Here is a 12,952-nt window from a genome sequence, read left to right on the forward strand (position 1 = left end):
GACACTTCTGCGTTCAAACCGTTGCGAAGCACGTTTGCATATGTTATAATAGCAGTAATATGGGGTGATGATATGCTCAAAAGAATAAAGTACAGGCTTTTTTCACGGGAACTTAATTTCAAGGCAAGGATATTTAATCTCCTTGCTGTTACGGGCTTTTTAGTGAGCTTTGTTATATTTGCGGTGTCGCTGATAAACGGTGCGTCGGCGCTGAACAGCGTTGTGCTGCTGTCGGCGGCTCTGCTTTCAGGCGCACTTCTTGTGTATTCAGCGGTAACTGGCAACTACAGACCGTGCTACATAATAACGGTCACATTTGTGTTTATGCTTCTGTTCCCCATAATGTTCTTCTCCGCAGGGGGATATAACAGCGGAATGCCATGCTTTTTCGTGTTTGCAGTCGTTTTCACGCTGTTTATGCTTGAAGGCATGGCGGGTATCATATGCGCTGCTGCCGAGATAGTCATATATATCCTCTGCTGTGTTGCTGCCTATAAATTTCCGCAGTGGGTAACATCTTTTCCCGATGAAAAGGGCGTTGTGGGCGATGTCATAACAGGCTTCTGCATATCGTCGGCGGCACTGGGAGCGGCAATGTTCTTTCAGATAAGAATGTACAATGCCCAGCAGCGTCAGCTTGAAGAAGCTATGGCGGAAGCCAGACGAAGCAGCAAGGCAAAGGGTATTTTCCTTGCAAACATGAGCCACGAGATACGCACGCCCATAAATGTTATTCTCGGAATGAATGAGCTTATAACCCGCTCTTCAGACCGCAGCGAGATCAGGGAATACACATCAAAAATACAGAGTGCAGGCGATTTGCTGCTTTCAATAATAAACAATATCCTTGATGTTACCCAGATAGAGTCGGGAAAAATGATAACCGCCGTAAAGCCATACCGCACAGATTCGCTTATATCCGAGCTTGCTTCCATAGGCAGCGAGCTTTGCGGAAAAAAGGGGCTGGATTTTGACACTGAGTTTTCCCCGCAGATGATGTCCATGCTTGAGGGCGATAAGAACCATCTCAGGCAGATAGTTACGAATTTTATCTCCAACGCAGTCAAATACACAGAATCGGGCGGCGTAAAGCTTTCTGCCGAGACTGTTCCCTGCGGCGATGATGAGAAAAAAGCAGTTCTAAGGATAACCGTTTCCGATACCGGCATAGGTATTCCCTCAAAGGAGCTTGAACACATTTTTGAGGTGTTCGGACGTGGCAAAAACGCTGTGGAATGTGCTGTTGAGGGAACGGGTCTGGGGCTTGCAATTTCAAAGGATCTGGCGGACAGCATGGGCGGCAGGCTGATTGTGGAAAGCTGCGAAAACAAGGGCAGCACCTTTGGCATTGAGATACCGCAGAAGATATGCGACAGCTCACCTGTAGGCGAGATATCGCTGAAAGTAAGCGAAAAGACCTGCTCCGACAGCTTTATTGCTCCCGAATGCCGCATACTTGCGGTTGATGACAACGCCGAAAATCTTCGCGTTATAAGCCTTCTGCTGGAGCGCACCATGATAACTGTTGACACAGCCTCTGACGGGATATCTGCAGCGGAAGCAGTAAAAAAAGCAGATTATGACCTTATCCTGCTGGACTACATGATGCCTGTTACGGACGGCATAAAAACTCTTGGGATAATGCGTGAAAACGGTCTGCCGGAAAGCACTCCCGTTGTTGCTCTCACAGCCGAGGCACTTTCTGGGTCGGAGGAAAAGTTTATTTTGGCAGGGTTCTGTGCATATCTTTCAAAGCCTGTGCGCTGGCATACGCTGGAAAAGCTGCTCATATCCCTGCTTCCTGCGGAAAAGGTCATAATCAGCAGTGCTTCCGAGGACGTGCTTTCTCCCGAAGACTTTCGCAGGCTCTCGGACGGTCTTAAAATGTATGACATCAGCCTTGAATCGGGGCTGAGCTATCTCAGCGGAAACATTACCCGTTTCTGCGCACTGGCTGAGATATTTGCTGACGGCTATGACCGCAGCCATGAAAAAGTGGAGCAAATGTTTGAAAGTGGCAGCGACAGTCTTGTGTTTGAGATACACTCCCTTAAATCGGCTGCCAAGGGAATTGGCGCTCTAACGCTGTTTGAGGCGGCAAATGAGCTTGAAAAGCGGTTGAATGCAGGTGACAGAGAGTATGCGGCTCATGCACGCAGTCTGCTGATGTTCGAGTGGAAGCGTGCGGCAGAGGGCATGAAGCTGCTTATTTCGGAAACAGCAGATAATATCAATTCATCTGTCGGCGAAGCTGCCAGCAGCCGCAGTCTGGAGGCACAGATACAAAAGGGATTGGAAGAGCATATCTGGCTTGAAACCCAGAATGACCTGAAACAGCTTATTGCCATGGAAACGGACAGCGAAAATATAAAAAATCTGACCTATATTGCGGAGTTTGTTGACGAGCTTGACTTTGTAAGTGCGGAAGCTCTGTTCAGGCAGTTTATGGAAAGGAGAAACGAAAATGGACGATAAAAAGCAGCGTATAATGGTGGTCGATGATGACAAGGTGATGTTAAAAAATGCCGCAGTGCTGCTGGGCGTGAACTACAGCGTCAGCCTTTATTCGGGAGGCAGAGAAGCGCTTGAAGCTCTTTCGGATAAAGCTCTCCCCGACCTTATCCTCCTTGATGTAAGAATGCCCGATATAGACGGTTACAGCGTTATAATCGAAATAAAATCAATGCCCAAATGCAGAAATATCCCTGTGGTGTTCGTTACGGGAATGTCCGACGAGGAGGACGAGCTGAGGGGCTTTCAGCTTGGTGCGGCGGACTACATCAAAAAGCCCTTTTCTCAGAAAATACTGCTTGCAAGGATAAGTAATCTTTTGAAAAAATCTGAGCCTGTGCTGTCGTCACAGTTCCCGACGGCTTATTTTACCGAGACCGAGTGCAAAGTGGCAGAGCTTATAGCAATGGGTTACAGCGGCAAGGAAATATGCGACAAGCTGTTTTATTCCTACAGCTATGTTAAAAAGCTGCTGGCATCTATGCGTGAAAAAAGCGGCTGCGAAACGCTGGGAGACTTAAAAAAGCTGCTTTGCTCCAACATCAGAACGAATTAAGAACCTGTCTTCATAAGAAATGTGTGCGGATTTTCGAGCATAATTTTGTTGCAGAGTAGGCAAAAATCCGCAGGCGGGCTTTCGCCCGGCAAGGATTTTTAACGCAGTCTGCGGCAAAATTTGCCGAAAAGACGTGCGCATATGCTTGTGAAGACGGGTTCTAAAACGGCACTCTCTTGTAAAAGCAGTAAATTCAGCAAAAAATTTGCAAAATCTATTGGCTTTTTGTCTGAAATGTGCTATAATGGAAAAGCTAACTATTCCATTACGATAAATTTCAAGGGAGATACTAACTATGGGGAATAACCGTAAAAAAGTTCTTATTATCGGATCAGGACCGATAATCATCGGACAGGCGTGCGAATTTGATTATTCGGGCACTCAGGCGTGCAAGGCGCTGAGAAAGCTTGGATACGAGATCGTGCTTGTCAACTCCAATCCCGCAACCATCATGACAGACCCGGGCATTGCTGATGTTACCTATCTTGAGCCTCTTAACGCTGAGAGACTTGAAGAGATCATCGCTGCTGAGCGCCCCGACTGCCTGCTGCCTAACCTTGGCGGTCAGTCCGGTCTTAACCTTTGCTCAGAGCTTGACAAGAAGGGTATCCTTAAAAAGTACAATGTTGAGGTAATCGGCGTTCAGGTAGATGCTATCGAGCGTGGCGAGGACAGAATCGAATTCAAGAAAACTATGGACAGCCTTGGAATTGCCATGGCTCGCAGCGAGGTCGCATACTCTGTTGAAGAGGCGCTGAAGATCGCTGACAAGCTGGGCTATCCCGTATGCCTCCGTCCCGCATACACAATGGGCGGTACAGGCGGCGGTCTGGTATATAACACAGAAGAGCTTAAAACTGTCTGTGCAAGAGGTCTCCAGGCTTCTCTCGTAGGTCAGGTACTGGTCGAAGAGTCCGTTCTCGGCTGGGAAGAGCTGGAGCTTGAGGTCGTGCGTGACCGCAAGGGCAACATGATAACCGTTTGCTTTATTGAAAATATCGACCCTCTGGGTGTTCATACAGGCGACAGCTTCTGCTCCGCACCTATGCTCACCATTCCCGAGGACGTTCAGAAGGAGCTGCAGCGTCAGGCTTACAAGATCGTTGACGCTATTCAGGTCATCGGCGGAACCAACGTTCAGTTTGCAAGAAACTCCGAGGACGGCAGGATCATCGTTATCGAGATAAACCCCAGAACATCACGTTCCTCCGCACTTGCTTCCAAGGCAACAGGCTTCCCTATCGCACTTGTTTCCGCAATGCTGGCAACAGGTCTTACTCTGGAGGATATCCCCTGCGGCAAGTACGGTACTCTTGACAAGTATTATCCCGACGGTGACTACATCGTTATCAAGTTTGCACGCTGGGCATTTGAGAAGTTCAAGAACGCCGAGGACAAGCTTGGTACTCAGATGCGTGCTGTGGGCGAAGTAATGAGCATCGGCAAGACCTACAAGGAAGCTTTCCAGAAGGCTATCAGAAGCCTTGAAAAGGGCCGCTACGGTCTGGGCTTTGCAAAGGATTTCCACGATAAGACCAAGGAAGAGCTTATCGGTATGCTCCACGTTCCCTCTTCCGAGCGCCAGTTCATCATGTATGAGGCTCTCAGAAAGGGTGCTACCGTTGATGAGCTGTTTGAGCTTACAAAGATAAAGAAGTACTTCATTGAGCAGATGAAGGAGCTTGTTGATGAAGAAAACGCACTTATCGCAGCCAAGGGCGCTATTCCTGAAAAGGACGTTCTTGCACAGGCTAAGAAGGACGGCTTCTCTGACAAGTACCTTTCACAGATACTTGATGTTCCCGAGAATGATATCCGTGCAAAGAGAACTGAGTACGGCATCGTTGAGACATGGGAGGGCATTCACGTAAGCGGAACTCAGGACGCTGCTTACTATTATTCCTCCTACAATGGAACCGATAAGGATCCCGTTAACAACGACAGACCCAAGATAATGATACTGGGTTCAGGCCCCAACAGAATCGGTCAGGGTATTGAGTTCGATTACTGCTGCGTTCACGCTGCAAATGCTCTCAAGGAGCTGGGCTTCGAGACTATCATGGTAAACTGCAACCCTGAGACTGTTTCCACCGACTATGATACCTCTGACAAGCTTTATTTCGAGCCCCTTACTCTTGAAGATGTTCTTTCTATCCATGAAAAGGAAAAGCCCGTGGGCGTTATCGCACAGTTTGGCGGACAGACTCCCCTTAATCTTGCGGCTGACCTTAAAAAGGCAGGCGTGAACATTCTCGGAACAACTCCCGAGACCATCGACTTTGCAGAGGACAGAGACCTGTTCAGAGGCATGATGGAAAAGCTTGGTATCCCCATGCCAGAGTCGGGAATGGCTGTTACGGTTGACGACGCTCTCTCTATTGCAGAGAAGATCGGCTACCCTGTAATGGTTCGTCCTTCCTACGTTCTTGGCGGACGTGGAATGGAAGTTGTTCACGATGCTGAAAACCTTAGAGTTTATATGAATGCCGCTGTCGGCGTAACTCCCGACAGACCTATTCTTATAGACAGATTCCTGCACAATGCTCTCGAGTGCGAGGCTGACGCTATCAGCGACGGCGAGAACGTATTCGTTCCTGCTGTTATGGAGCATATCGAGCTTGCAGGTATCCACTCGGGCGACTCTGCCTGCATTATCCCCTCTCTTAACATTTCCGCAGAAAATGTTGCGACTATCAAGGAATACACCAAGAAGATCGCCAAGGAAATGGGCGTAAAGGGTCTTATGAATATGCAGTATGCTATCGAGGACGGCAAGGTATATGTGCTTGAAGCAAATCCCCGTGCATCGAGAACCGTTCCTCTGGTTTCAAAGGTATGCAATATCCAGATGGTAAAGCTTGCTACCCAAATAATCACTGCACCTATCACAGGCAAGCCCTCACCCGTGCCCGAGCTTCGTGAAAAGAAGTTCAAGCACTACGGTGTAAAGGAAGCCGTATTCCCCTTCAATATGTTCAGTGAGGTCGATCCTCTCCTTGGCCCCGAGATGCGCTCCACAGGTGAAGTTCTGGGAATGTCCGACAATTTCGGCGAGGCATATTACAAGGCTCAGGAGGCTACTCAGACAAGAATTGCGCTGGAGGGCACTGTTCTTATCAGCGTAAATGACAACGACAAGCCTGAGATAGTAAGCGTTGCAAAGGATTTTGAGGCTCTCGGCTTCAAGATAATCGCTACAGGCGGAACCTATGACCTGCTCACCAAGAACGGCATCAAGGCTGAAAAGATCTGCAAGCTCCAGCAGGGCAGACCCAACATTCTTGACGCTATCACCAACGGCGAGATAGATATCATCATCAACACTCCCGACAACAAGCAGGGTCTCGAGGACGACAGCTACATCAGAAAGAGCGCTATCCGCAAGCGTGTATTCTATGTTACTACCGTTGCGGCTGCAAAGGCTACTGTTGAGGGCATCAAGGCTGTAAGAAGCAGAGGTGCAAACACAGTCAAGTCTCTCCAGAAGTTCCACAGCGAGATCGAATGATATAGTCAATAAATAAAAAGGCTCCTTCCGATATGGGCTTTCATATCGGAAGGAGCCTTTTTTATGTGCTGTTTCGTACAGTAGGAAGATGCCCGGGCATATAGCCAATGGCAATTTTCTTTGCTTCATCGTCCCAGGTGAAATATACACGGATAAGCACCTGAGATTTTATGCCGTATTTTATGTGCTGATCCATAAGAAGTTTTCTGCCGTCAATGTTCATTGTGTAGTCGCTTTTATAGATTTTCAATGCTTCTTTTCCGCAGTTCTGGACTTCCCAGCCTGAGTGCTCGGCGTACAGGTCAAGGAGCTGTTTATCTATCCTGCCTGTTTTGAATTTAGCGTAACCGCTGAGAAAATATATGCCGTCGCAAAGGGTGGAAACGTCCAGACTTCCCGAATATTTTTTCAGCTCGCTTTTTGCCCGTGAGCTTATTTCAATGTATTCGCCGTACTCACGTTCCGCCCATTCCGCCACTGCGGATATTTCTGTGGGAAATTCAGCCGCTGCTTCGGCTTTGTCCTTGTAAAATTTTATTACAGATGCTGAATTATAGAACGCATCGCTTATTTTACGGTAACGCATTTCAAGTTCATTAAGGCTTGCGGAAAGCTGTGCAGCATTTTCCTCCGATTCACGAAGAAGCTTTCTGTACTGCCTGAGTTCATCGGAGGTCTGGTTGCCTGCGGCGGATTTCTGTTCCAGATCACGTATTTTATTTTTAAGTTCTCTGTTTTCCTGAGAAAGCAGATCGCATTTTTCCTCAATAGTGATGTTCTGCTTCTTCTTTTCCTTTATTTCCAGCAGTCTTGCATCACTGCCGAAAACTACATTGCCGAAATCAACGGTATTGCGCATGGGCAGAGAAAGAACTTTTTCCTTTATCCGACAGTAAAATTCATCAAAATCAGCAGATGATACGCTGTAAGGAAATCTTTCAATCACTGTGTTATGGTCGATGATAATAACATCTCCGCATTGCAGCTTCATATCCATTCGGTTATTGAAGATGCCGAAGCAATCCTCTTTTACAAAGCATATAAAGGCATATCCCACCGACTTCCGTGCAAGGCGTTGATAGTCAAATGTCCGAAGCCTGTCCGCTTTTTCATCGGTAATAGAAACAGCAGGCTTTTCAGGCATTTGAGGCTTTGCTTCCGAAATGGTATGATCTTTGTTTGCAAGCTTTGTTTCAAAGCCCAGGTGAGATATATCCACCCTGACAGAGGATAATTCATCTGCGGGTCTGAGACCGTACAGCGATAGCTGGATATCATCAAGACCGTATCCTTTTAATGCTGCCATATGTTTGCTCAGCAGAGCTTTCACATCGGCAGCTGATATTTCATGACATTCTTCCGCTTCATACGGTGCTTCCGCTGCTATTACCACGGGTATGTTGAACTTAGGGTCCTGCACTGCATCAATAAGGCGGTTTGCCTCAGACCTTGTGGTTATATCAAGCGGCTGACCGTTCATCTCATATTCGTTTCTGAGACCGATCATGGGATTTTGTGCCAGCATTTTAACTATTGCGGGGCGGAAAACCTTGCATGGCGCTGTTGTGTCCGATGGCTCGGAGCATATGGTCCGGATACCTATCTCAACGCAGGCGTTATGCAGCATGAAAGAAATTTCGGTGCGGAATGTCCTGCCGTTTACGGGAGGGCGCTCTCTGTCAGTGCCGGGATTTTCGCCCATATCAGTTTCCGTAAGCTCAAACGACCACACTCCCCTGCTTTCAATAAAAACAACGCTGATATTAAAGCCTATGCTAAGGCTGAATGACTGGAGCATATCAAACGACAGCAGATCATAGTTTTCCGGTTCGGGAAGCATTATCTGTTCGGGCAGGGTGTCAAAGCGAGAAAGCCTTGAACGCAGCCATTTCATTGTTTCAAGGATACATATTCGGAACATATCCTCTGCTGCCGAGCTGCTGCTTCTGGTGTAAGCATGGAGCTGATATGTGGGGTAACTTTTTATCTGACGAAGCTGTGTGGTAAGCATGATGACCGCCCCCTTTTGTACTTTTTATATATTGTATCACAGCACTTTGTTATTGTCAATATGGTTTGTTATAAGAAAAAGCAGCGGAAATGCGCTGCCGAAATGGGATATAACATCAGCCCCGAGCGTATGATGTGCAAGAAAAACGTTGCCGTGCTGGTTTTCGGAATACATTACGGCACGAGCAATCAGTTTGGATATGAGATAATCGCAGGTATCCAGACGGCTGCCATTGAAAATAATGTGGGGATAAACATAATCTCAGTTACTGAGGATCAGGTCAACACAGGTGACTATGACCATCTGATCATTGATAAGAATTATGAGGGTATCTTTTTCCTCGGATTTCGCCCGCATATTGACTTTATCGAGCGCAACCGTGGGCATAACATACCCATGGTTGCGCTTGATAACTACATCGAAAATCCCCTTGTGGCAAGAGTCGGCTGTGACAATGCCGACGGTATAACTCAGGCGGTGAAGTACCTTTATGCAAAAGGTCATCGGAAAATAGATTTTCTTGGCGGCGAAGCTGACAGCATAGTTACCATCGAGCGAAAAAACGCATATGCGGATAATCTGACTGCTTTGGGGATACCTGTTTCGGAAAGCATCATCAAGTACGGGCATTTCTCGGGCAAGGGCATCAAAAGAATGGTGCTGGATATTGCAAAGGAAAATGTAACGGCTATCGTCTGCATAAGCGATGTGCTCGCTTCAAACGCCATAAAGGAGCTTACAAAAGCAGACTATCGTGTTCCGCAGGATATAAGCATCACAGGCTATGACAATCTGCCCATTTCCGAATGCTGCGTTCCTCCGCTGACAACTATTTATCAGAACAGACTTCACATTGGAAAAGTTGCATTTTTCACCATGCAGCAGATAAAAAGCGGCATACAGATAAGTTCGGTGCAGCTTCATACACGGCTGGTGGAGCGAGGCTCTGTGGCTGACATAAATCAGCATTGACAGGTCTGGCAATACAAAACTATAATACTAATCTTCAATCAACCTACAGACAAATCCTCGGCTGAAATAAGCCCATTCTTCGTCAAGCTCCCTTGCCGGGCGGCAAGCCCGCCTGCGGTCGCTTTCCTTGACTGGTCTTATTTCATCTGTCGGCTTTGCCTATAGAGCGATTGAAGATTAGTATAACATTGGCACCGAAACGGACATCTGCTTCGGTGCTTTTTGTTTATCTGATTTAAAAAGTAGGATAGTATTATTATATAGTGCTTTTTTGATAGAAATGCGTGGTCAAAAGCAGTATTATATAACCAGAAAGCAATAATGTGAAATATATAACGATTCATATTTTTGAAAGGACGGTAATTTTTTATGGCAAAGTGGCTTGATAATGCAGTATTTTATGAGATATATCCTCAATCGTTCAACGACACCAACGGTGACGGTATCGGCGACTTCAACGGAATAATCGAAAAGCTTGATTATATCAAAAAGCTGGGCTGCAACGCTATCTGGATAAATCCCTGCTTCGAGTCCCCTTTCGGCGATGCGGGCTATGATGTTTCCGATTACTGCAAGGTCGCTCCCAGATACGGAACTAACGAGGATCTCAGGCATCTTTTTGATGAGGTTCACAAGCGTGATATGCACGTTCTTCTTGACCTTGTTCCGGGTCATACAAGCGTTCAGCACAAGTGGTTCAAGGAATCAATGAAGGCTGAAAAGAATGAATACACCGACCGTTATGTATGGACTGATTCCATCTGGGAAAGCCCTCAGAATATGGGCAGCATAAGAGGATTTTCCGACAGAGACGGTACTTGTGCGGTAAACTTTTTCTCACATCAGCCTGCGCTAAACTACGGCTTCTATAAATGCGAGCGTCCCTGGCAGCAGCCTATGGACGCAGAGGGCCCCAAGGCAACTCTTGAAGCTATGAAGGACGTTATGCGCTTCTGGCTGGGAATGGGCTGCGACGGCTTCCGTGTGGATATGGCAGGCTCCCTGGTCAAGAACGATGAGGACGGCAAGGGTACTATCAAGCTCTGGCAGAATGTAAGAGAATTCCTTGACAGGGAATTCCCCGAAGCTGCAATGGTATCAGAATGGGGCGAGCCTGACAAATCCATTCAGGGCGGCTTCCATATGGACTTCCTGCTCCACTTCGGCCCGTCTCATTATAATGACCTTTTCCGCTGCGAGGAACCTTTCTTCTCCGACAGAGGCAAGGGCGATGTTTCCGAGTTCGTGTCAAAGTATAAGGAGAATTACGAAAAGTCCGAGAAAAAAGGGCTTATCTGCATACCCTCGGGCAATCACGACATGGACAGACTGGCACGCACTATCAAGGGTGATAACCTGAAAATTGCCTTTGCATTCCTGCTTTCAATGCCGGGAGCGCCTTTTATCTACTACGGCGACGAGATCGGCATGAGATATGTTGAGGGCCTTACCTCTGTTGAGGGCGGCTACGGCAGAACAGGTTCACGCTCCCCCATGCAGTGGGACAGCACCACAAATGCAGGCTTCAGCTCCGCACCCAAGGAAGCGCTGTACATCAGGCAGGACGAAAGTGCCGACAGACCCACCGCTGCTGCCGAAATGGCAGATGAAAATTCTCTGTGGCATGAGATAAACAGGCTTATAGAAATAAGGCAGTCCCACAAGGCACTTCTCAGCAAGGGCGAGATAGAGTTTGTATATGCCGAAAAGAACAAATATCCTCTTGCATATGTAAGAAGCAGCGGTGACGAAAAGATACTTGTTATCATCAATCCCGCTGACAGAGAGGTTTCCTTTGAAAGCAATCCTTCGCTTGGTGAAAGCATTTACAGCTTCGGGGGTAAGGCTTCTGCCGAAAACGGCATTATCACTGTTCCCGCCAAAAGCGCAGGATTTTATACTGTTAAGTAAGAACCTGTCTTCATAAGAAATGTGTGCGGATTTTCGAGCATAATTTTGTTGCAGAGTAGGCAAAAATCCGCAGGCGGGCTTTCGCCCGGCAAGGATTTTTAACGCAGTCTGCGGCAAAATTTGCCGAAAAGACGTGCGCATATGCTTGTGAAGACGGGTTCTAATAATCAAATATTCTGAATATCCTTTTAAATCGCAGAGGTCAATACCGACTTCTGCGATTTTTTATACATAAAACCTTATGAGATTTTGTTGCAAATATACAACTTTAACAAATCATTCCAAAATAGCTTGACATTACAGTTAGCGTATGGTAACATATAGCTGTGACCAAAATGAATAGAAACGGTCACAGAAATGAGGTGTGCTAATGCCGATAGCTTTTACAGAAGAAGAAATGACAAAACTGCGGCATGAACTGATACTTGCGGGAATAAGGCTCAGCAGAGAGCTGGGGCTGCAAAGAATGTCTGTGGAGAAGATAACCTCCGCTGTGGGGATTGCTAAGGGCAGCTTTTACATTTTCTTTGACTCAAAGGAGGACTTTATCCTTGAAATTGCGGATTATGCAAACAGAGAAACAGAGAAAATGCTGCTTGCCGCACTGAATGGTCGGCGGCAGATGTCAGCACATGAATTTATCAGCTTTTTTAATATGTATATCCACTCCGATTATGACCTTATGGGCAGTCTTACGGTCAATGATTTTTTCTGGCTGCAAAAGCACATAAAAAAACAGGATCTGTTTGACCCCGATGCTCAGCTCAAAACGGCACAGATCTGGCTTTCGCTGATAAATAACGTGCGTGACGGCGTTGATGTAGGAACCTTTGTTAACCTTATAAAATCTATCTACGCCATAAGAGAGCACAGCGACACCATGGTGAAGGCTTCCATAGAGAACAGTATTCAGGTGATACTGCGCACCATTGAAATATATATAAGCGGAAAGGGCGATATAATATGAGAAAATTTTCAGAAGATTACAACGCATTTTTCAACACACACAAATTCAGCAAGGTAACAGTCTTGGGGTATGATTTTCAGGTTGTCGATGCTGGCAGCGGAAAGCAGACTGTAGTATTCCTCAACGGAATGGACATCTATCATTCCTGGATCAAATATGTTTCGGCGCTTGAAAATGATTATCGTGTGATAATGATGAACTATCCTGTTGAGGTCAGCAAGAATGATGAAATGGCTGATCTGCTTCATGCACTTTTCGGAAAGCTGGGCATTGAAAAGCCTGTATTGTGCGGCATCAGCGACGGCGGAGTTCTTGCGCAGCTGTATGCAAAAAAATACAAGGTTGGCGGTCTTATAATGGTTTCCACTCTGACGGTGGATTCGCAGTATGTTAAGAAAAATAAAAAGGAAAAGCTTGTATTAGCAAGGCTTTGATAAGGATGGTAGTAGAAAACCAGTAAAATCAAGGCTTTGCAGACAGCAGGCAGACAGTGCTTTTATAAAAAATGAATATGAA

8 protein-coding genes are annotated in these 12,952 nt (G+C 46.6%); 7 read left to right on the plus strand and 1 reads right to left on the minus strand.

The window, feature by feature from the left end:
• The first annotated feature begins 72 nt into the window (after positions 1-72).
• The 3 genes from OCV68_RS13415 to carB all read left to right on the plus strand — a co-directional run bounded on the left by OCV68_RS13415 (position 73) and on the right by carB (position 6,575).
• The gene (locus tag OCV68_RS13415) at positions 73-2,475 is read left to right on the plus strand and encodes an ATP-binding protein (RefSeq protein WP_262573390.1); all 2,403 of its coding nucleotides are present in this window, start codon (positions 73-75) and stop codon (positions 2,473-2,475) included.
• Positions 2,465-3,067 (plus strand): response regulator, encoded by a 603-nt coding sequence (locus OCV68_RS13420; RefSeq protein ID WP_262573392.1) that lies wholly within the window; start codon positions 2,465-2,467, stop codon positions 3,065-3,067. Before OCV68_RS13415 ends, OCV68_RS13420 begins: the two co-directional genes overlap by 11 nt.
• Positions 3,068-3,362: 295 nt before the next feature.
• Complete coding sequence (gene carB, locus OCV68_RS13425; RefSeq protein WP_262573394.1) at positions 3,363-6,575, plus strand: carbamoyl-phosphate synthase large subunit; 3,213 nt, start codon at positions 3,363-3,365, stop codon at positions 6,573-6,575.
• A 61-nt stretch (positions 6,576-6,636) separates the two neighbouring features.
• Here carB and OCV68_RS13430 read toward each other — a convergent pair whose 3' ends face one another.
• Positions 6,637-8,586 (minus strand): coiled-coil domain-containing protein, encoded by a 1,950-nt coding sequence (locus OCV68_RS13430; protein ID WP_262573397.1) that lies wholly within the window; start codon positions 8,584-8,586, stop codon positions 6,637-6,639.
• 102 nt (positions 8,587-8,688) lie between these two features.
• Here OCV68_RS13430 and OCV68_RS13435 point away from each other — a divergent pair, with 102 nt between their 5' ends.
• The 4 genes from OCV68_RS13435 (at position 8,689) to OCV68_RS13450 (ending at position 12,870) form a co-directional block, all read left to right on the plus strand.
• Positions 8,689-9,558, plus strand: a complete 870-nt coding sequence (locus OCV68_RS13435; RefSeq protein ID WP_262573400.1) for a LacI family DNA-binding transcriptional regulator — start codon at positions 8,689-8,691, stop codon at positions 9,556-9,558.
• A gap of 369 nt (positions 9,559-9,927) precedes the next feature.
• Positions 9,928-11,469: an alpha-amylase family glycosyl hydrolase gene (locus OCV68_RS13440; RefSeq protein WP_262573403.1), complete on the plus strand. Its 1,542-nt coding sequence runs from the start codon at positions 9,928-9,930 to the stop codon at positions 11,467-11,469.
• Positions 11,470-11,839: 370 nt separating this feature from the next.
• Entirely contained in the window at positions 11,840-12,436 is a 597-nt protein-coding gene (locus OCV68_RS13445; protein ID WP_262573405.1) for a TetR/AcrR family transcriptional regulator, read from the plus strand.
• Positions 12,433-12,870 (plus strand): alpha/beta fold hydrolase, encoded by a 438-nt coding sequence (locus tag OCV68_RS13450; RefSeq protein WP_262573407.1) that lies wholly within the window; start codon positions 12,433-12,435, stop codon positions 12,868-12,870. Before OCV68_RS13445 ends, OCV68_RS13450 begins: the two co-directional genes overlap by 4 nt.
• Positions 12,871-12,952 lie beyond the last annotated feature (82 nt).

Origin of the sequence: Huintestinicola butyrica (genome assembly GCF_025567215.1) — a bacterium.
Taxonomy (GTDB): domain Bacteria; phylum Bacillota; class Clostridia; order Oscillospirales; family Ruminococcaceae; genus Huintestinicola; species Huintestinicola butyrica.